Origin of the sequence: Jeotgalibaca sp. A127 (genome assembly GCF_052266745.1) — a bacterium.
GTDB lineage: Bacteria > Bacillota > Bacilli > Lactobacillales > Aerococcaceae > Jeotgalibaca.
In genome coordinates, this window is the sequence record NZ_JBQPRC010000012.1 from 32,853 (window position 1) to 55,306 (window position 22,454).

Annotated in this window: 16 protein-coding genes; 13 read left to right on the forward strand and 3 right to left on the reverse strand. The window is 36.5% G+C overall.

What is annotated here, in order from left to right; all coding sequences use genetic code 11:
• Positions 1-77 precede the first annotated feature (77 nt).
• The 6 genes from ACTVAI_RS10270 to ACTVAI_RS10295 all read left to right on the forward strand — a co-directional run bounded on the left by ACTVAI_RS10270 (position 78) and on the right by ACTVAI_RS10295 (position 6,218).
• Entirely contained in the window at positions 78-1,352 is a 1,275-nt protein-coding gene (locus ACTVAI_RS10270) for a hypothetical protein (protein ID WP_443486593.1), read from the forward strand.
• 124 nt (positions 1,353-1,476) lie between these two features.
• Positions 1,477-3,717: an McrB family protein gene (locus ACTVAI_RS10275; RefSeq protein WP_443486594.1), complete on the forward strand. Its 2,241-nt coding sequence runs from the start codon at positions 1,477-1,479 to the stop codon at positions 3,715-3,717.
• Positions 3,714-4,961, forward strand: coding sequence for a 5-methylcytosine restriction system specificity protein McrC (locus ACTVAI_RS10280; protein ID WP_443486595.1), 1,248 nt, complete (start codon positions 3,714-3,716; stop codon positions 4,959-4,961). Before ACTVAI_RS10275 ends, ACTVAI_RS10280 begins: the two co-directional genes overlap by 4 nt.
• A gap of 295 nt (positions 4,962-5,256) precedes the next feature.
• Positions 5,257-5,574, forward strand: coding sequence for a hypothetical protein (locus ACTVAI_RS10285; protein ID WP_443486596.1), 318 nt, complete (start codon positions 5,257-5,259; stop codon positions 5,572-5,574).
• Between the two features lie 72 nt (positions 5,575-5,646).
• The gene (locus ACTVAI_RS10290) at positions 5,647-5,814 is read left to right on the forward strand and encodes a Sec23/Sec24 zinc finger-containing protein (protein WP_443486597.1); all 168 of its coding nucleotides are present in this window, start codon (positions 5,647-5,649) and stop codon (positions 5,812-5,814) included.
• Between the two features lie 215 nt (positions 5,815-6,029).
• The gene (locus ACTVAI_RS10295) at positions 6,030-6,218 is read left to right on the forward strand and encodes a hypothetical protein (protein WP_443486598.1); all 189 of its coding nucleotides are present in this window, start codon (positions 6,030-6,032) and stop codon (positions 6,216-6,218) included.
• Between the two features lie 36 nt (positions 6,219-6,254).
• Here the strand turns inward: ACTVAI_RS10295 and ACTVAI_RS10300 are convergent, their stop codons facing one another.
• From ACTVAI_RS10300 to ACTVAI_RS10310, 3 genes are all read right to left on the reverse strand, one after another.
• A complete protein-coding gene (locus tag ACTVAI_RS10300; protein WP_443486599.1) occupies positions 6,255-6,524 on the reverse strand; it encodes a hypothetical protein in 270 nt (89 codons plus the stop codon).
• On the reverse strand, positions 6,517-6,933 hold the full coding sequence (locus tag ACTVAI_RS10305) for a JAB domain-containing protein (RefSeq protein ID WP_443486600.1): 417 nt from the start codon (positions 6,931-6,933) through the stop codon (positions 6,517-6,519). The genes ACTVAI_RS10300 and ACTVAI_RS10305 overlap by 8 nt, the downstream gene beginning before the upstream one ends.
• 321 nt (positions 6,934-7,254) lie before the next feature.
• Complete coding sequence (locus tag ACTVAI_RS10310; protein WP_443486601.1) at positions 7,255-8,334, reverse strand: IS30 family transposase; 1,080 nt, start codon at positions 8,332-8,334, stop codon at positions 7,255-7,257.
• 581 nt (positions 8,335-8,915) lie between these two features.
• On the opposite strand from ACTVAI_RS10310, the gene ACTVAI_RS10315 reads away from it, so the two are divergent.
• From ACTVAI_RS10315 to brxL, 7 genes are read left to right on the forward strand one after another with little or no spacing between them, the layout of a single operon-like run.
• The gene (locus ACTVAI_RS10315) at positions 8,916-9,143 is read left to right on the forward strand and encodes a helix-turn-helix domain-containing protein (RefSeq protein WP_443486602.1); all 228 of its coding nucleotides are present in this window, start codon (positions 8,916-8,918) and stop codon (positions 9,141-9,143) included.
• Positions 9,136-9,738, forward strand: coding sequence for a DUF1819 family protein (locus ACTVAI_RS10320; protein WP_443486603.1), 603 nt, complete (start codon positions 9,136-9,138; stop codon positions 9,736-9,738). The genes ACTVAI_RS10315 and ACTVAI_RS10320 overlap by 8 nt, the downstream gene beginning before the upstream one ends.
• Complete coding sequence (locus ACTVAI_RS10325; RefSeq protein WP_443486604.1) at positions 9,738-10,319, forward strand: DUF1788 domain-containing protein; 582 nt, start codon at positions 9,738-9,740, stop codon at positions 10,317-10,319. Before ACTVAI_RS10320 ends, ACTVAI_RS10325 begins: the two co-directional genes overlap by 1 nt.
• Positions 10,320-10,333: 14 nt before the next feature.
• A complete protein-coding gene (gene brxC, locus ACTVAI_RS10330) occupies positions 10,334-13,921 on the forward strand; it encodes a BREX system P-loop protein BrxC (RefSeq protein WP_443486605.1) in 3,588 nt (1,195 codons plus the stop codon).
• A 23-nt stretch (positions 13,922-13,944) separates the two neighbouring features.
• Positions 13,945-17,580 (forward strand): BREX-1 system adenine-specific DNA-methyltransferase PglX, encoded by a 3,636-nt coding sequence (gene pglX, locus ACTVAI_RS10335; protein ID WP_443486606.1) that lies wholly within the window; start codon positions 13,945-13,947, stop codon positions 17,578-17,580.
• A gap of 14 nt (positions 17,581-17,594) precedes the next feature.
• Positions 17,595-20,111, forward strand: coding sequence for a BREX-1 system phosphatase PglZ type A (gene pglZ / locus ACTVAI_RS10340; RefSeq protein ID WP_443486607.1), 2,517 nt, complete (start codon positions 17,595-17,597; stop codon positions 20,109-20,111).
• 26 nt (positions 20,112-20,137) lie between these two features.
• Positions 20,138-22,195 carry a protease Lon-related BREX system protein BrxL gene (brxL, locus tag ACTVAI_RS10345; protein WP_443486608.1) on the forward strand — a complete coding sequence of 686 codons (2,058 nt, stop codon included), beginning with the start codon at positions 20,138-20,140 and terminating at the stop codon, positions 22,193-22,195.
• The last annotated feature ends 259 nt before the right edge of the window (positions 22,196-22,454 follow it).

A 22,454-nucleotide genomic window follows, 5' to 3' on the forward strand; every position in this document is an offset into this window, starting at 1 on the left:
AGATTTGTATTGCAATAATCATCTTTATTCAATTCCATGTGTAGTTTATATATTGAAAAATAGAGGAGATAGATTAAATGCTTGAAGACAATATGCCTAATAACTTAAATCAAATCAATGAAATTATTATCTCTAATCCTATAGGTGGAGAACTCTTTTTGGAAAAAGTTACTGACTATAAATTGGAAGAAGACACAAAATACAAGGAAGTCTTTGTACCTGACGTATCATTGATGATGGGTAACGTTTCACAGTCTGGACTGCATGTCGCTAATCAAGGGATGACGTTAGCGCAAATTGTTAAACAAGCACCTAATGGATTATTTACTGCCACTGCAAATCCCGCCAATCTATCAAAATTCGCAAATGGAACTACAACAACAATGGTACGAGATACATCGGGACACTTAGTTGGACACGCTGGTTTTGCTAATGTTGGTTTAAGTGCGTCAATGAATCCAGCAATTATTCTTTCAGCAGGCATGCAAGCGATGTCTGCTGTATCAGGCACTTACTATTTGCATAAAATTACGGCTCAAATGACAGAAATGGATGCAAAGTTAGAAGAGCTTCTAAATATTCATCATGATGCTAATATTGGGCGTTTGATTGCAGCAAGAAAGAGTTTGACTGAAATTGCAAATAGAGAATTTGTTGATGTTATTGATGTATCTTCGATTAGAAACTATAAAAAAACAGCAGATGAAGTTCATGAAGAATATATATATCGTTTGAAAAGGCAAGAAAGAGAGCTGAGCTTGAAGCTTGATTCTAAAGTTGAAGAAGAAAAACTGAGGGATATTAATTTCACAATGACAATTGCTTTTGAAGCTAATAAATTATCTTTATTCGCTGAGTTAATTGAGATAGGTACCAGAATGAAACTAGGGAATTCAATAGAAGTTATTAATGGATTAACAAAGCAATTAGAACAGAATTATTCTAATGGTTTTTATCATAATATCGATAAAGAAGTTGAAAAGATTTATTCGAATAAACGTCAGCAGAGTAGTGAAGAATTGGCTGATAAAAAGAAAAAACATGAGGAAAGCCTAGATAAATTAACAGATCTTCATATTTTTAATGGTTGGGGTTTTCTATCAGAAGTTGGGATTAAGACGGGGTTTTTTCTTAAAACAAAAAGCGATGTTAATAAGGTAAAGGAAAAAATTGTTTTAGAGGACCAAAACTTGAACAGGGTAAAAAAAGATATGAAACAAAACAAAGAGAGCGATGGAATTGATAATATTATTGATGAAGTCGTTGAATTACAATTCAAAGAGGCAGAATTACTATATATTCTTACCGATAATAATAAACAAAGAGTATTTGTACCAGTTGAAGATATATAGAAAGTTAATAGTAACACTCTATTAAAGGTATTCGTAAGAAAGTTAGGGTAGTAAAAAGCGCAGTTATATATGATGAAAAGTGAACGTATGTAGGAGTCTTATATAATAATTAAGGAGGAACAGTATGGAAAAAAATATTGAAGAAATAGTTGGTTTCCTGTGTCAACAATACGAGCGTTTAAAAAGTTCTATAAATTTTGTGAACGATGATTTATTAGCAGAACAACGCAATTATTTTACAACCAAATTTTCGAAAGAAGTATTAGAGAGGATGACACCGGAGGAAGCTCTTGAAAACTTGATGAACTCAAAAAATAGAGATAGTCTGGTTTATCATTTGGAATTTAAAAATGATGAGGATTTCAATACAAGTAACTTTGGCGGCATCGGTGGGGGAACGGCTGGTAAATTCACGATTTTTCATTCTAATAAGTTCGATCAATGGGTAAAATGGGAGGGAAATTCTCAAGTTCCTATTTCCGATCAGGCGGCACAAGAAAGAGCTTATGAAATTAGCCAAAACCTAGTTAAACTACATCATCACATTGAGAATAGCCCGCATGAAACTTTAGAAGATGTTCGCGAAATGATTAAAGCGATTGAAGTGGATCAAGAACTTGCTCGCTTTTATCAATATGGGTGGGTTCATAAATATTTCCATCTTTTTTATCCAGAAAAAGTTACAGATTTTTCCTCAACGAACACTTTCAGATCCTTATTGGTAAAGCTCAAGCATCCATTTGTAAATGAAATTTCGGTGGAGGAAGAAAACAACACCTATATTCTTGACTTCCTTTATAACGAACTTGTAAAAAGGATTGGCTTGACACATCCAAATTTAAGCAAAATTGTTTATTCCGTCTTCGAGTTAGGTTCAACAAATTACTATAAAGTGGAACTCAACAAATATTCTGTATCAGACCTTGATAAAATGATTCAATCAGAATATTTCTTCCCACCTATAAAATTAAACAGAGACTTATCTGACTTTACCTCCACAAAAGAGTTGAGAGAGTTTACTAAAGGAATTGATTATCGGGAGTATAGTGCTACACAAATCAATTCATTAACGATAGGCCTGAAGCGTAACGATGTACTTTTGCTTGTTGATGAGCGGGAAGCTAAGTATGTTGGCGTTTTAAAGGGGGAGTATGAATTTATAAGCGAGGAAGCCTTTCAACACCGTGTGCCCATTGTTTGGCACAAAGTCAAAGATACTTTTGAAATCAGTGGAAAAGTGCCAAAACTAATCAACAGAATCTACCCTATAAAAGATCAAGTAAACGTGGAACTGGCAGTTGAGAAGGGCGACACGGTTTGTTCTACAATCTTGCCAAACAGAAAAGAAATAAAACCACTTAAAGGGATTATGAGGGAAATCAACTCGCTACTGATGAAGAAGAAGCAAATTATACTGACAGGCGCACCAGGAACCGGTAAATCGTATTGGGCCTTAAATACGGTGTATGAATTAGTGGCTCGACAAAACTACCAAAATAGTTTTGTTAATTTACGCTTTGAGGAACAAGACCAAGTTAGAAATTCTGAACAAATCAAAGTAGTTGTCATGCATTCAAACTACGGTTATGAAGAATTTGTAGAAGGCTTACGTCCTGAAAATATCAATGGTGGTCTAGTTTTTAATGTAAAAGAAGGTGTATTAAAAGAATTCGCAAACAAAGCTGCATTGAAACCCGATAAAAATTATTACTTGATTTTAGACGAAATCAATCGGACAGATTTGACGAAAGTTTTTGGTGAATTGATTTACTCAATCGAAAATACCAAACGTGGTGAGTATATTGCCCTTTCAGTTTCAAAAGATAGGTTTACGGTACCTAGTAACCTCTACATAATTGGAACAATGAATAATGCTGATAAATCAGTCTCCCTGATTGATTTAGCTTTAAGACGCCGCTTCGGTTTTATAAACCTGGAAACAGATTACGAACTAATAAATCAAGTTATCCAAGAGTCCCCAGTGTTAGTGGATGAAGAAGGAACGGGTGAAGACCTGGAGCTTGAACAAGTAACAACCGGAGCTGAAATCAATATAAGTGACTGGCTCCTTGCTGTTAATGAACGAATTGTAGATACACTGGGATCAGAAGGCAGGGATTTACAAATTGGACATTCTTATTTCCTTTCAAAAGGAGCGGTAATTTCTGAACCCGCACAGTTCGTTGATGTTATTAAGTATGAGATTATCCCATTACTGGAGGAATATACCTACAACAATACCGATCAACTAAAAAAAATATTAGGGCGAAAAATATTTGATTCATCAAATCGTCTTAGAAATGATTTACTGTCAGAGACGAAATTTTCTGACTTGGTCGAAGCCTTAGATGAACAGGTGCTATGATGGTCTTAAAAACAATCCATATGAAAGAATGGGAGACAGTAAAGCTGTCAGATTATGATAATGCGACACTTCAGGAATTGCTCGATTTACAAAAAAGAAACATCATCAAAACGAGTCTCACTAATGAAGGAATCCTAATTACTGCTAATTCAAATGTCGGATTTGAAGCGAATCAGTCTTTTTCATTAGTAATCGAGCCTAAAATTACCTCTCTCTCGATGATGAGAATGATTGGATTCCTGCATGGGTTTATTCCAGCTAATGAAGAAAATTTAGCCCAATTAGGCGTGGGAGAAAACTCCTTTCGTGATTTATTAATTCTTCAATGGCTTGATTTAGTTGAAAAGCTGAGTGCTCAAATCAGAAAGAAGTACGTTTCAGTGCACAACAATGAAATGTACATCAAAGGTAAAATAAACCTTAAAGAACTCGTAAAACAAGGAGTTGTCACAGAACGGACACCGATTGAATACCAAATGCTTCAAATCAATCAACCACTGAATCAAGTAATCAAATCCGGGCTATTGTACTTTAAAAAAGAGAGTAACAATCCCTTTATAGTCAATAAAATCAATCTATTGTTACGAACCTACACTTCCGTTTCAACTGTCCCCCTCAGTATCAAATTTCTTGATGGGATAGTTTCTCGATTAACAAGACTGGAAGAGGCCTACAAAATTCCGCTGAAGTATTTAAGCTGGTTATTAACGGTTACTGGTATCGCACAAGGAAATCGACTCGGTAAATCGATTTGGGTTAACATGAACAGCTTATTCCAGAATTACTTAACCAAGGTTTTTAATGTTTATGTCCCTGAATTTCAATTTATGGCTGAGGTTTCCAATCGAACGATTTTTAAATACGAGGATGATTCAAATCCTTTTAATAAAGCGCCGGTTTCTATCCGACCTGACTTGATGGTTTTTCAAGGTGGTAAACTACATACTATCATTGATTTTAAATATAAAAATTTGATTGAGAATAATGTATCCACATCGGATTTGTACCAACTCTCTAATTATGGTTTGTCCATTGGTGAAGGGAAGATTAATCCCATTATCTTGTATCCGACCATGTGGGAGGTGCCTGATCAAGTAATCCGGGTAAACATCTCGGTATTGGAAAATAAGCAACAGATTATTGTGCGAGGCGTGAATTTAATGGAGTTGGAGAGGCTTATTGAGAGTGGTAGGTATGAAGGGATAGTGGGGTTCGCTCATGGGATGTTGAGGGATAGTATGTAAAATTTGTATTTTCGCATTTTTTAATATTAGATGTAGTGAAAAAGCTGGTCTACTGATGACGAAATAACCTATTTCAAAATACCTTTTCAGTTATGAATAGTTATTTTAAATAGGTTTTTTCTATAAGGAATGACAGGTTTTCAAATATTTACTGGTATAAATTTAAGGGTATATTAATAAATAAAATTAGAGTATTTATATTTATCTTAAGCTGATATAATAAATGTAAGCGAATTCATTTTAACTAGAGCTTTACGTTCGCCAATACTAAAATCGAGAGAACGGAGAGGAACAAATGAGTAATCAGTCAAATAATGGTAAACGAGAGTATTATGAATTCAACAAAACTTACGATTTTAAGGTAGAAATGTCTCCTTCAAATGTTATAGGAGAGCCTGTCAATGAAATTATCGAAGGGGAAATCAATTTTTATTCTGATATAGATTGGGATCCCGAGAGTGGAGTGTATAACGTAAGCTATAGTTGGGACGAATCTACAGGAAGTTTCGATAATGAGATTTCTAGTCCGCCAGATAAAGAAGATGAGTTTTTTGATGACTTGAAGAAATATCTTCTAAGTCAAGGGGTAAGTAGCTCGGAACTTGATTGGTAATTACATATTGTATATTAAGTTTATCTAAGTACGGATATATTAAAACATTACTATTAAATTGGAGGAAGAAATATGCCTAAAAGATTTCCAGATATCGATTGGTATTGCGATAAATGTGGTGCATACCTTAACAATCAGAATAACTTTGATGATAATAAATATCTATGGAAATGTACGGAATGCGGATTTAAAAGTAGCATATCCAAAGATAATATTTTAGAGGAAGATACAGAAGCATAGGTGAATTTACTGTATAAAAATTAGAAACACTATATCCTAAATTGTTCGTCAGTATTAGACGATTTAAAACTTGTTTTAGAAAAATGAACAACGATGGGTTGAAAAGTAATTTATATTGTAGTGAGAGCATTAGGTATACCAACGAATTATTAATGATATACGGGTATACATTTAATATTAATCTACGAAAATTTATAGAGCTAGGAGTTTAAAATATGAAAAAGTATACGTGTCAAGAATGTGGCGGAGAATTTACTAAAAGAGAGCTCGACTCTGATGGATTTGAAGATGGAGATTACTATTGCAAAAATTGTAGTAATTTTCTAGCACAAGCGGGATGGGATGCTGTAGATCCTGACCATAACTTCGACTCTTATAACGATTGGGATGAAAACGGACACTAAAGTTTTTAAGTGGTTATAAAAATCAGATTACCGCAGCTATTTATGAATAGTTACGGTAATCTGATTTTTTATTGTGTGCTTTTTATAGTACTGCTTTTTGTCTATTTTCCAAACTAGTATAACGTTATAAACATGGGTGAGCAGTTGTTTGTAACTTTTGAATATGGAAAAATCTTCTTCAGGTAGAAGCATGTCATCCAGTTCTTCATAATCAAATACGTTCGACTCATAGCCGATTTCATCGATGGTTATTGTCCGACCTAAGTATTTGCTGAGCCATTCAAGGGCAAGTGATTCATTACTCATGTGATATCCCTCCATTGTTTAAGAAATCATTGGCTAGAAAAGAAAAATGGTTGGTTGGTGAAACGATAACATGGTCGAGTAATTCAATCCCAACTAATTCGCCTGCTTTTTCAATCCGATTTGTAAAATCAATATCTGCTTGAGAAGGGCTGATATCATAACTAGGATGGTTGTGTGCCAATATGATTCGGGAACAGTTTCGGATAATGGCGGTTTTGAAAATCTCTCTAGGTGTCGCAACCGTTGCATTGAGTGAACCGATAGAAGCAATTGAGATGAAATTGATGGCTGATTTTGTGTTGATACCGATGACAATCAATGTTTCTCGATCGTTATCACCGATAAAATCACGTGCAAATTCAGCTACTGCTGTTGTAGAGGTTAACTGCACTAATAAAATAGTATTCATAATATTTCCTCCTAATATTAATTTGAGCAACAAAATACCCACATCGACTTTTGCCGAGGTGGGTATTTACCGTTCATTTTTGAGTATACAGTGAATAAATGATACTAATCATTCAAATTTATAATATCGTAAATTTCAATTTTAAGTTAGCCACTACAGGTAACTCATTTGTTTGATACCGTAACTGCCTCGTTATTCTAAATCAGTGAGGCCTTGATAATGAACTGAGGTATGATAGTCTTCAGACGATTCTGGCCCCAGGCCAGCTTTCCAGACATGAAGCCATGTCCCGAGGGAGGATCGTTATCAAGGAATAATGGGTCAAGCCACCAACCGTTCTTGCTTGAATGCCTGGACGAATGTGTCATGTGGTGTCGCATAACACAAAATTTTCCGCGGGTAATCGTTCATCCAACGCTGGATCCGCAAAATCTGGTTCTCGCTCACCTCACTAATCGGGCTTCCCTTGGGGACGAAACGGCGAATTAATTTGTGCTGGTTTTCGCTCGTCCCACGCTCCCAAGAAGCATAGGGGTGGCTGAAATAGACGTCATCTACATCTTGCAGAGCATCGTGTAGCCCCGAAAACTCCGAGCCATTGTCGGATGTAACGGTCTTAAATAATTGATCGAAGTTAGCGCCAGCCCGTTCTCTTAGCTGTTGAACCGCTTGGTCCACCGATTCGGTGTCCTTCCCGTTCAACTTTAGGATGACTTCAAAGCGTGTCTGCCGTTCAGCCAGCGTCAGCAGCACGGCATCCGACTTGGTCTTGTTTCCCACTACCGTGTCGATTTCCCAATGACCGAACGTTTCCCGTGTTTCAACTTCTTTAGGGCGTTCTTCAATTGACGTCCCGAGAACACGCTTGTTGGGACGGTGTCCTGGGCGGACCGCTTTGATTTTACGGGACAGTTTTTCAAGCAAGTCCATGTTCTTTGTTCGCATGATTCCGCGGTCAATCCATTGATAAAGAGCGGTTGTGCTAGGAATGATGGCACAATCGAACAGCTCGTGTTTTCTGGCAAATCCGACCACGACGTCCGGCGACCATTTTTCATTTAACATTTTGTCATCTGCCCAATCAATGAAGGCATTTGTGTTCGCCCATTTGGGGCGTCTGCCACAGTTCAGTCGTTGCTTTTCATAGAAGGCCTGTCCTGCATCAGCGTCATAAACAGAATAGTAGGTGTCATACACTTTTCCATTTTGCGTTTGGCGTTTTAACTGGGTGATGGTTCCGCGATCAATCTCATTGTTTATGGTTTGCGGAACACGTCCCAGCACTTTGGCAATCTGACGGTTGGAATAGCCTTCCTTTTTCAGGATAGCGATTTGGCAACGTTCTGAGTAGGAAAGATGTTTTCCCTTGCGTGAAACAGTGTTATCATGGGTTTGCGTCATGTGAATTCATCCTTGTCTATTGAGAGTTGTGGTAACTTCAATATAACATGGAATTCACGTGGCGTTTTTTTTATTTTAAATGGCTAAGTTCATTATAAAATCCGCCACAAAAAATGAATTATTTAAATTGGCCCGTTTTCTTATTAAAAGAAGCGGGCTTAAGTTCATTTGATAATCAACCCATAACTGATTATAGAATTTATTCGTTTCGAGTGATACCCACATGCGTATTGCACGTAAATGGGGATAACAGAATAAACCGCAGTACAATATGATGCGCAGAACCGTACCATAAGTAAATGAGGTTTTTTAATTTATGATGAATTCTAAATAACTAATAGATAATAAAATTGGATGATGAAGGCAAACTGATACCTCCCTGTATAGTAGACACTTAAAAGTGAAACTACTTTATAAGGAGACTTTTTGGTTTAATGAATTTTATCAATTTTAAGTTTTGAGTATATAAAAAAATTAGAATAACAGCTTTCTCTGATGTTTTATATGGTATATTAAAAGGGTGTAAATGTTTATGAAATTAAACTTTTATTCTATATATTGATGCACAAGGAGGAACCCGATTGGGCTACCGATATAACAGGCTTTGGAAAATACTAATAGATAAGGAAATGAATAAAGTAGAATTAAGAGATGCAGCGGGAATTACTTCTGCAACGTTGGCAAAACTAGGGAAAAATCAAAATGTTAGTATGGAAGTATTAGGACGAATTTGTAAAGTGTTAGAGTGTGATATTGGGGATATAGTCGAATACCTTAATGATACAAAGGAGGAACATTTATTTGAATAAGAATAAATATTCAGCCGATTTAGTGAATAAAGGCTTCTGGTTTACCGAGTTCAAGAAAACCATCGAACTATTTAATGAAGGTATGAGTGGCAAAGATATAAAAATAATCCAAAAAGTAGAGAACGTATACTTGGCGCCTTCAGCGGATACTGGCAGAAGAATGGCTTCGACGTTAGTAAAGCGAGTAGACGCTTTACCGGATGAAGTCATAGAGAATTTCCTTTCATTCGACATAGGCACTCAGAAAATGATCAATTTGATAGCCATTATGGAAAATAACAGACTTTTTTTTGAATTTATGTATGAGGTATACAGAGAAGATAGGCTAATCGGTAAAAAAGAACTAGAAGATAGCAGCCTACGGATTTTCTTCAAGAATAAAGTGCAACATAATGAAAAGGTGGCTTCATTTACTGATGCGACCTTAAAAAGGTTAGCAGGTGCCTACAAAACATTTTTACGAGAAGCAGGTTTCCTTGAGGTGAATGGTAAAATCAATCGCTATCAGCTTCCAGTGATGGATCAAGCTCTAGAAGACTTGCTTCAGAACTCTGAGTGGCAGCCGTATTACAAAGCGATAATGGGGGTAGCTTAATGGTCAAAAGTTTAGAAGAACGTCTCAATTTAATCCACACAGAGATTATAAAGCCTTCCTTTCGTGAAAATAAAGGACTAGGTAATGAGGTAGGTTACTATGTGTTTGATTATCCAGCTGATACAGAGCTAAGGGTAAGAGAACAGGTTGATTATTTAAAGAGAAAAAACACTCCAGGATTGGATGGCTTCGAATTAGTTGTATTTGATGTTTACGACATCATGCTCGATTTTATTGAAGCCGAGGGATTATTAGAAGCTTGTTACGAGATGGAAGCTGAAGATGGCATGGATTATCTCATTGAATCAGTGAGTGCCTTATTGGAAATGAACCAAAATGACAATTATTTTGCTAGATACATTGAGGAACATAGTCCAAAGGATGCGGTGGTATTTATAATCGGCATCGGAAAAATATTTCCTTTTGTTCGGTCACATAAAATATTAAACAACCTTCATCAAGTCTTTGATCGTGCACCAGTTGTTTTATTTTATCCGGGCAAATATGATGGTCTTTCATTAATGCTCTTTTCAGAATTTAAAGATGATAATTATTATCGAGCGTTTGAACTCGTAAAATAGGAGGCAACTAAACTATGTTAATTAAAGATATGTTTGCAAAACCAATCGACAGAGATATTAAAGGCGTCATAAAAGTCGGTCAAGACGACAACGAGAATATCCGGCAAGAATTGGAAGAATACGTTGTAACCAAAGAATTGCAAAAGCACTTTAGAGATTTCTTTTCTAGTTATAAGCGGGGCATTACAGGCAATACAGATAAAATGGGTGTCTGGGTGTCAGGTTTCTTTGGGAGTGGTAAATCTCACTTCTTGAAGATATTATCTTATCTCTTAGAAAATAAAGAAGTAGCAGGTAAACAAGCCCTAGATTACTTCTTGGATGACAATAAAATTATGGATCCTATGGTCGTGGCTGATATGAAATTGGCCAGTACTATTTCGACCGATGTCGTGCTCTTTAATATTGATTCTAAAAGTGAAACGGCTGGGAAGAAGAGCAAGGATGCAATTGTGAATGTTTTCTTGAAAGTGTTTAATGAGATGCAAGGCTTTAGCGGCATCTTCCCTTATGTGGCTGATTTAGAAAGACAATTGGTTCTAGACGGTCTTTATGATGAGTTCCAAGAAAAATATATCGAGCTTACTGGGAAAGAATGGATCGAAACTCGTAATCGCTTTAACTTCTATAAAGACAAAGTAGCAAAAGTGCTTGTAGAGATAAACATGATGAGTGAAGAGTCTGCCCAAGATTGGAAACGAGAATCTACCAAACCGTATCCCATTAGTATCGATCGTCTAGCAGACCTGGTAAAAGATTACCTAGCTACTAAACCAAAAAACCATCATGTCGTCTTCTTAGTAGATGAAATTGGTCAGTACATTGGGGAAGATTCCGAGTTAATGTTGAATCTGCAGACCGTTACGGAAGATTTGGGGACTGCCTGTAAAGGGAAAGTCTGGATTGTGGTAACCAGTCAACAAGACATTGACCATATCACAGAGATTAAGGGCAATGATTTCTCCAAAATCCAAGGCCGTTTTGATACCCGCTTGAGTTTGACATCTGCCAATGTGGATGAAGTGATTAAGATGAGAATCTTGAAGAAAACAGACGCTGCCAGCGACACGCTGTCTATTCTATATGAGACAAAGGAAACGATTATTCGAAATCTGATTCTGTTTAATGATGGCATCGAAAAGAAATTATATGCCGATATGCATAACTTTAGTGAAGTCTATCCTTTCATCCCGTATCAGTTCAATATTTTAGCTAGTGTCTTAACGTCTATCCGGACGCATGGTGCTTCAGGGAAGCACTTATCGGAAGGGGAACGTTCCATGTTAGCTCTATTTAAAGAGTCTGCCGAGAGTATCAAAGACAAAGAAGACGGCGTATTAGTTCCTTTTAATATCTTTTATGATGCCTTGCAACAATTTCTAGATCATAGTCATGCTGGGGTTATTTCTCGTGCTCTAGAGAACGAATACATCAATCCCAATCATGAGTCAGATAACTTCAATGTCAATGTATTGAAGACACTCTTCATGGTCAAATATGTTAAAGAAATCGAAGCCAACGTTGAAAATCTGACTAGTTTAATGGTGTCTAACCTGAATCAAGACCGTCGTGATTTGAAGGAGAATGTACAGTCCGCCTTAGACATTCTTGCGCGTCAAATGCTGATACAGAAGAACGGCGATATTTATATCTTCCTGACAAATGAAGAACAAGAAATTAATCGTGAAATAGAAAGTCAACTGATCGAAACGGGAGAGGTTACTAATAAAATAGCCGAACTTATTTTTGAAGATATTTATCCCGAAAAGAAATATCGCTATCCAAATTTTAATAACCGTTATGTTTTCAGTTTCAACCAGTTTGTTGATGACAACGTATATCGTGCTAATCAACATAACGATTTCGGTATTAAAATCGTGACCCCTCAGTCCGGAATCAACGGGGATGATCAGATGCTGCGGATGGCCAGTAGTGATGGGCAACATGTCTATGTCAACCTGCCAAATGATGCTGGTTTTCTGAATGAAATGCGAGCTGCCTTAAAGATTGATAAATATATTGGCTATGCGAACGCCAATAATATACCTCAGTTTGACGAGATCAAGTCCATTAAACAACGAGAATCAAGAGAACATAAGAATCGCGCTAAGTTATTTTTACAAGAAGCTTTAAAAGAAGCCGATTTATATATCAATGGGGATCGGATTCAGACTCCTGTAAAGGACTTCAAGATCCGTATCAACGAAGCACTCGATCGGGTCGTTAATACGGTATATCACAAATTACCTTATATTGATGCTCCCAAAGACGACATAGATGTTCGTAACTTATTAAAGCAGGATATCAGTAACACGATATCTTTGGATATGGAAGTGATTGAAAACTCATTTGCCATCAAAGAAGTTACCGACTTCATTCACCTCAAGACACAGGGACATTCAAAGGTTTCATTGAAAGTAATCAAAGAACGGTTCTCTAAGGCACCTTATGGTTACACGGATACAGATGTTGCATGGATCATTGCTAAAGCCTTTCATAGTGATCAAATAGGGTTAATTATGAACGGTGAGTCTGTGTCCTTATTGAGAGGCACTACTGATAAAGTGTTTGATTATTTAACGAAAAGAACGTATGCCGAAAAATTATTGATCGAAGAAAAAGAAACGATTCCAGAACGATTCAAACGAGCACTCAAGGATGTCAGCTTGGACTTATTTAAGCAGTCCATCACGACAGCTAACATGGACGAAATGGTTTATGCCTTCCTGGAGTCATCGAAAAAAATGATAGAGAATATGCAGCAACTGAAAACATACTATTCTATGAATAAATATCCAGGGAAAAGAATCATTGAAAGTGGTATCGAACTGTTATCTCAACCCTTACAAATGAAAAATACCGCTAAAATCTTTAAATATATTGATGAACACCAAACGGATTATCTAGATTTAGCAGACGACTATCCACCACTTCAGACTTTCTTCAGTGGTAAACAAAAAGAACATTGGGATAATGCGTCAAGTAAAGTTCAGATCTATGAAGATAGTAAAACTTTTATTGTCAATCAGGAATTAGAAGACTTAATCGTTTCGATAAATAACGTCCTAAACAAACCGATTAATGCGAATCTTATTAAAGACTTACCAAGTTATATTGAGCAATTTGTGGAAATATATTCGAATCTATTAGATGAGCATACTGTCCCAGTATTGCAAGACATCGAGAATGCCAAACAAAGGATCGATGAGGAGTTAATCGGTACTAGCTTAGAAGATAAGTTAGTACATCGATACCGTCAGGCGTTCAAAAAGCTAGTGGATAAAGCGCAAGAATCTGTAGATGTCGCAAAGGTGAATACGGTTTCGATTGAAGCTGATACCTTAAAGGTTCGTTTCTTGGCAGAAATAGCCAATGAAAAAGAAAAATTGGCGAGAGTAATAGAACCTGAATCTAAAGGTGGAACTGAACCTCAAATTACAGTGAAAAGTAAAACAAAAAAACACGTCAGCATTAAAACAATCAATCCTTCCACTACCTGGCAAGTCGAAACCGAGCAGGATATTGAACGATATCTACAAGCCTTACGGACACGACTCATGGAGATGCTACAAGAGGATACCATCGTAAACATTGAATTTTAATTATTTATTTAAAGGAGCAGGTTATGGATAACACAATCGTCAAGAACATCACATCTCAAAGTATCGATAAAGCAGCAATTAAAATCTTTGCGGTTTATGCGAGAAATAAACTCATCAATGATATCAAGAATAAAGCAGCCATGATTGGTGTCACTGAGAGCGGCATTCAAAAACCACTCTCGACCTCTACTGGGAATCTTCAGTTATTTGATATTGGTATGCAAGAACCTTATCGGATTGAAGGAAAGGCAATCGAGCAGCGCAATGGACTCATTAGAGAACTAGAAAAAAGAACGCAAGGATCCAGCTACTCTATAGCTTATGAGACATTGATCGAAGAAGTGGCCTACACATGGTTTAACCGGATTATTGCGATTCGGTTTATGGAAGTGAATAACTATATGCCTGATCGGATGCGAATCTTGTCTTCTGGAGTAGAAGGCGTCAACGAACCAGAGTTCATCAGACATGTATTTGAAAGCAATTTTCAATTTAATGCAAAAGAAAAAGAAACCATCATTGAGCTCAAAACAGATGGCAGTAATCTTGCTATGGATGAACTATTTCAATACTTATTTATCAAACAATGCAATGCTTTGAATTCAAATTTACCTGAATTATTCGAAAAGACCAATGACTATACCGAACTGCTACTTACTGTTTCTTATAATGATGTAGAAGGAGTTATCTATAAATTGGTTCATGATGTTCCTGAAGAGAACTTTGATGTGAATAGTGAGAACGGAAATGGCCAAATTGAAATTATAGGTTGGCTGTATCAATATTACAACACAGAACTTAAAGCAGAAGTTTTTGGAAGGCCAAAGTCTAAGAGAATAGAAAAACATGAGATTCCCGCAGCGACTCAATTATTCACACCAGAGTGGATTGTTAAGTATATGGTAGAGAATTCATTAGGGCGATTGTGGTTAGAAGGGCATTATGATATCGATCTTAGAAACGGGTGGAATTATTACATTGATGAACCTCAACAGGAAAAAAAGGTTAAAGAAAGTTTAAATAGAATTCGTGATGAATATAAGAATATTAAACCAGAAGAAATAAAAGTAATTGATCCTGCAATGGGTAGTGGACATATATTAATTTATTCTTTCGATGTACTCTTACAGATTTATGAAAGCTGTGGTTACACAAAGAAACAAGCTGTGAGAAATATAATAGAAAAGAACCTTTATGGTCTTGATATAGATAATCGAGCCTATCAATTATCTTATTTTTCTATAATGATGAAGGCAAGACAGTATGATCGAAATTTTCTAGACAGGAAAGTTAATTTAAATATTTATGTGATTTTGGAAAGTAACAAAATCAATAGAAGCCATTTAAATTTTTTTGGTCAATCATTAAATGATAATGAAAAAAATAATGCTATTCATCAATTCAATTCTTTATTAGACTCATTTAGAAATGCTAAAGAATATGGATCAATATTAAATATAGGTAGCTATGCATGGAGTTTGCTCACCCGATTTTCAAATAATTTAATCATCGATAAACAAATTTCCTTTGACAACATAGGAATTGAAATTACACAACAGGAACTAAAGAGACTTATATCGCTTGGTGAAGTAATGACCCAGAAATATGATGTCGTAATAACTAATCCGCCTTATATGGGATCCGATAAGATGAATTCTACAATAGATACGTATGTTAAAAAATATTTTCCGGTTAGCAGATATGATTTATATGCTGTCTTTATTGAGCAGTGCATGAAAATGGCAAAAAAACACAGATTTGTTGCCATGATAACTCAGCATTCTTGGATGTATTTAAGTAGCTATGAGAAATTAAGAAAAAGAATTTTCACTTTTGATATTCTAAACATGACACATTTAGGGTCAAGAGCCTTTGAGGAAATACAAGGTGAAGTAGTTCAAACAACATCATTTATTTTAAGAAACAGTAATTATGCAACATACACAGCAAAATATATAAGATTAAATGGTTATAACAATCCTTTAGAAAAAAAACAAAATTTTTTCAATGCAAAGAATTTTTTCACTACATCTAAAAAAGCTTATGAAAAAATACCTGGTAATAACATAGCTTATTGGGCGACAAAAAAAATGATATCTTATTTCGAAAATTATCCAAGTATCGGAGAAATTGCAAAACCAAGGCAAGGGCTTGCCAGTGGGGATAATAAATTTTTCTATAGATTCTGGCATGAAATAGATTTCAAACTTTTTATTTATGATGCTAAATCTAAAGAAGATATGTGGAATAAGGAAAAAAAATACGTTCCTGTAAATAAAGGGGGAGGGTATAAACGTTGGTACGGTAATAATTATGAAGTTTTAAAGTTTGACGAAGAAAACTACAACCTCTTATTAAGAAGTGGAAACAATTTACCATCGAGAGATAAATACTTTTTGGAGGGAGTAACATGGGGGAAGATTTCTTCAGCTAGCTTTTCGAGTAGATACTCACCTACAGGATTTTTATTTAGTGATTCTGGAATGAAGATAACTGGAGAAACAGATAAGATTAAATATATATTAGCGTTTCTTCAGTCTTCTGTAGCTCCCGAATTCTTAAAAGTGTTCTCTGAGACAATCCACTATGAAACAGGTAATATATCAAGAATACCTATAATAATTAATCAACAAAAAATGGAGGAAATTAATCAAGTTGTCGATGAAAACATCTGTTTAGTTAAGCACGATTGGGATAGTTATGAATTTTCTTGGGATTTTAAAAAGCATCCTTTAATAAATGGTAATGATAGCATAGAAGTTTCTTTTGAGAAATGGGATAAGATAACACAAATAAGGTATATAAAACTAAAAAAGAATGAAGAAAAATTAGATAGAGGATTTATTGAGTTGTATAGTATGGATATTAAGTTAGATCATGAAATTGAAGAGAATCAAATCTCCATTCGTAAAGCTGATAGTAATCGGGAAGTAAAAAGTTTTATATCGTATGCGGTTGGGTGTATGTTTGGCAGATACACTCTTAATATGAGTGGATTAGTTTATGCAGGCGGAAAATGGAATGATAATATATATAAGACCTTTATTCCTACTAAAGATAATATACTCCTTATTTCTGAACATGAATACTTTGAAGATGAAATTACAGAGAGATTTATTTCTTTTGTCAAAGAAGTGTATGGAATGAAAACTCTTGAAAAAAATCTTGAATATATTGCTGAAAATTTAAACGGCAGAGGAGCAACTCCGCGCGAAATTATTAAAAATTACTTTACAAAGGACTTTTTCAAAAGCCATTGTAAAGATTATTATAAGAGACCCATCTATTGGTTATACGACAGCGGCAAGCAAAACGGCTTCAAAGCCTTAGTCTACATGCATCGATACGATGAAGACACAACCGGTAAAGTAAGGGTAGACTATTTACATCCAGTACAAAGAGCCTACGAAAGAACGATTGTTAACTTACAAGATGACATAGCCAATAGTAAAGATGCTAAGGAATCCACTCAATTACAAAAACAACTGGAAAAAGTAACCAAGCAACTGAAGGAATGTCGCGACTATGATGAACGTTTAGGTCATATGGCCTTGGAGCGTGTTGGGATTGATTTAGATGATGGTGTCAAAGTAAACTATGACAAAGTACAAACAGATAGCAAGGGTAAATTCCATCAAATTCTAGCGAAGATTAAATAAATGGAGGTGAAGAAGTGGCGCAATTAAGTTTAAATCAGATTTCTGATAAGTTGAATCAAGAGTTTAACGGAGATACTCGTAATATCGTGTTCTGGTATGACGATAAAGGTGAATTTGAAGCGGATATCACAGACTTACGATTGGAAAAAGCTAAGGTGATTCATCTCACCAAAACCAATCTGTTCCAAACCAAAATATTATTAGAGCGAACAGACCCAGAAGGCAATTACTTGGTGTATGCGCCTTATCCAAAGCCACCTTCACGGGACAACCATTTGGCTGACACAATTAAATATTCCAAAGAGTTCTTTGCTGACCGAGCTTCTTTATTGATGGTGGATTTAAATATTCCAGAGACTTACAAGCATGTGATTCAAAAATACTTGAAGTTCTTTGCGGCCAAAGATCGGACCCAGCGCTTCTATGACTTGGAATTGGATCACTATACAACCGAGACCATTGAAGTTGGTTTGATGAGCGCGTTGACGAAATCAAAAAACCCCACTTTTGAAGAAGTGGTACGAACGATCCTAGTAGAAGATGATTTGGAAAATTCAGGCTACTTGGCTGAATTTGAGAAGTATCAGTTAGATGAAGCATTCTGGAAACTATGCAGCCAAGAGTTTGGTTATATAGACGAGAACCCTAGTATTGTAAAGCTCCTCATGACGTTCTTTGTCACGTATACATCAAAGACCATTAAAGGAGACTTGCCCAATTCTCTAAAACCTTATTTGGCTACCAAGGCAGGGAGTGTCCGGTCCTTCATGGATCAGATGATGAATAGCATCTTGTACCGTGAGAAGTTCAATGGCCTCTCAGAGAAAATCTTTAGATATATCGATGGGGAAAGGACACTATCCACTCTACCTTCTCAAGAAGTAGTCGATCTGGAGGTCTTTCCGATTGCGGACGAAATCATGATTAAGTGGATGATTGGAAGGCTACTAGCAGAAGACTTAAATGCAGAGATTGAAGGAAAAACAATCCCGCAACTAACAAAGTACCGTGATACCAAGCATTTTTCGGAGCGCTATACACGGGAATATCACATGTTGAAGCATGCCTACTACGTTATCAACTCTGCAACCTTTGTGCCAGAAAATGATATTTTAACCCTTATCAAACAATATGATGAGCAAACTTATTTCGTTGATACCCATTACCGTAAGTTTTACTATTACTATGACCAGTTAAGTGACGTGCATAAGTACGATGACTTGAGAAGCTTGGTAGAGAATATTTATACGAATCGCTACTTGGATGTCATTATCAAGAAGTTCAATGAGCTGTTCTCCTATGAAAAAATGAAGGACCAGTTTAAACTTCAAAAAGACTTTTACAAGAACTTTGTCCGTGGCAATCGGGAACGGACCATTGTGATTATTTCAGATGGACTGCGTTATGAAGTAGCCAAAGAATTGGTGAAACGATTCCAGCGCGATGAAAAAACGTCAGCTACCATTGAACCACAGATTGGTGTCTTGCCTTCTTATACGCAACTAGGAATGGCTTCGCTCCTGCCTCATCGCGCCCTTACCATTTCAGAGGACTATGCAGTAAAAGTAGATGGAAAACCAACGGATACACTGAAAGCGCGGCAGGACATTCTACAAGCGGTGGATCCTGATTCCCTTTGCATTCAATTTGACGAAGTAAAACGGATGAAGCAACAAGACCTACGCGACACGTTCCAAGGAAAGTCAACAATCTATATTTACCATAACCAAATCGATGGCCGAGGCGACAAAGCGGTTTCTGAAGATGAGGTATTTAATTCCTGTGAAGAAGCGATTACAGAAATTTTTACTCTAATCAAACGTTTGACAACCCAAATTTCCGCCAGCAGCTTCCTTGTGACAGCCGATCATGGCTTTATCTATAAGCGAGAAAAGCTGGAAGAGGGCGCTAAAATCGAGAAGTTTTTCGAAAAAACGGATCAAATAAACCGACGTTTTATTGTTACGGAAAACATTTATGAAGAAATTGGGACACAAAGCATGTCTTTAAAGGATGTCATCGATGAGGACGACGGGCGCTACGTTGTTTACCCTTCTACTTCTAATGTATTCAAGATACCGGGCGGTGGACAAAACTATGTGCACGGGGGCTCCTCACCACAAGAGCTGCTGATACCGGTTGTCCAAGTAAAAACTCAAAGAGGATACGTAGAAACAGAAGATGCCAAGATTTCACTTGTCAGTTCCTTGCATAAAGTCACTAATTTGATTCTTAACCTTGATTTTATTCAAAAAGAAGCAATCAGTAATGTCGTCAAACCGGCAACTTACAAAGTCTTCTTCATGGATGAAGAAGAAAACCTAATCTCCAATGAAAATATTCATGTTGCAAACAATAAGGAATCCGATGCCTCAAAACGACTATTCAAATTACGTTTTAGCCTTAAGAATCAAACCTATAATCGTAGTAATAAATATTATCTAGTAGCCATAAATGAACAAACGGGTTTAAGAATAATGCGGCATGAGATTATGGTGGATATTGCATTTGCCGGGGATTTTGGGTTCTGATATTAGCATGAAGGAGAGGTGAGAAGATGGCTATTACGTTACAAGAAGACGGTAGTAATCTTGCTACCATCAAGTTACTCCATAACTTCCCTGGTAAAATTGTCCGTAAGGATTTAACAAAAAAGATTAAAGAAGGGGCCAACGTGCCAGTCTATGTCTTGGAGTATCTGCTCGGCATGTACTGCTCCTCTGTTGAGGAAGAAGTCATTGAAGAAGGCGTTAAAACGGTCAAGGATATCCTGGCTCGTAATTACGTACGTCCCGACGAGGCTCAAAAAATCATTTCTAAGCTAAGGGAAACAGGAAGTTATACCGTCATAGATAAAATATCAGTTAATTTAAATTATAAAGAAGATATTTACGAAGCAGAATTTTCGAATCTGGGTATTAAAGGGGTCCCTATTTCGGAGTCCTATCCTTCTCAATATGAACGGTTATTGAGTGGGGGGATTTGGTGTATCGTGCAAATGGATTATTTTTATGATGAAGCTGATAAACGCCGAAATCCCTTCTTGATTAATAAATTAACCCCTATTCAAATGCCGGGAATAGATATGGACGAATTAAAATCTGCACGGGCAAGCTTTACTGAAGAAGAATGGATCGACGTTATTTTAAGAAGTACTGGGATGGAGCCGAATCAGTTCACAAAAAGGGAAAAATGGCTTCACTTGACTCGTCTCATTCCTTTAGTCGAAAATAATTATAATTTTGTTGAATTAGGTCCTCGTGGAACCGGTAAATCTCATGTCTACAAAGAAATAAGCCCGAATAGTATTTTAGTTTCGGGTGGCCAAACAACAGTCGCTAACCTTTTCTATAACATGGCTAGCAGACAAATCGGCCTGGTAGGTACGTGGGATTGTGTAGCATTTGATGAAGTCGCAGGTATTACCTTTAAGGATAAAGACGGTATTCAAATTATGAAAGACTATATGGCCTCCGGATCATTTGCTCGTGGAAAAGAAGAAAAAAATGCCTCAGCTTCTATGGTATTTGTTGGTAATATCAATCAAAGTGTCGATGCCATTTTAAAGACATCTCATTTGTTCGAACCTTTTCCTGATGCTATGGCGAATGATACAGCTTTCCTTGATCGGATTCACTGCTACCTACCAGGATGGGAAATACCTAAATATCATCCTGATCATTTTACAAATGACTATGGGTTTATAACCGACTACCTGTCAGAGGCTATGCGGGAAATGAGAAAAATATCCTATGGTGATGCTTATGACAAGTACTTTATGATTGGAAAACAGTTGAATCAGAGAGACGTTATTGGCGTTAAAAGAACCATTTCCGGTTTAGTGAAATTAATTTATCCGGATGGGGAATTTAGCAAAGAACAGATTGAAGAAATTCTCCGTTTTGCAATGGAGATGCGCCGTCGCGTGAAGGAACAGCTCAAGACCATTGGCGGAATGGAATTTTACGATGTTAATTTTTCTTATATTGATAAGGAGACCTTTTCTGAAGAATACGTCCCCGTTCCTGAACAAGGTGGGGGTACTCTTATACCGGAGGGAATAAATAAACCGGGACACATCTTTACCGTTTCACGCGGAAAAAGCGGCATGATGGGCGTTTTTAAGTTAGAAACGCAAATGACTGCTGGATCCGGTAAGTTTGAACGTACCGGATTGGGATCCAATTCTCAAGCTAAAGAAGCGATGGATACAGCCTTTAAGTACCTCCGAGCTAATGGAAATACTATTAGTAATAGCATTAGTACCACTGTTAAAGATTATTTAGTGAACGTACAAGATTTGAACGGTATAGGTATGACACATTACCTGACTCTCTCTACGTTGGTTGCGATTTGTTCCACTGCTCTTAATAAGCCAGTCATTAGTTCAGCAGTTATTTTAGGAGACTTGAGTATTGGTGGAACCTTGCTAAAGGTTGAAGAGTTGGCCAATACTTTACAAGTCTGTTTGGATGCAGGAGCAAAGAAAATTTTACTCCCGCTATCCTCTGCAGCTGACCTGGGAACTGCCCCAGCTGAGTTGATTGGGGCATTTAACCTAATCTTTTACAACAGCGCTGAAGATGCTGTATTTAAGGCGTTGGGAGTAGAATAAAAAAGCTATCTGATAATAGTTGAATTAAGAAGAGATACCTTAAAATAGTTAATGTATTTTTTAGAGAGTAGTATGAATAGAGCCTCTAAATAGTATGTAGATAGTTTAATCTGTCTTTTGAAATATATATTATAGGTTCTATGTCAAATAGTGTTGGTGGACCAAATGAAAGTCAAAGCGAAGACTAACTCGCTTTGGCTTTTTCTTTTTCTTCTTGTCGGCGCTTTTCCTCCTTGTAATGGAGTGCCTTCGGCTCAAA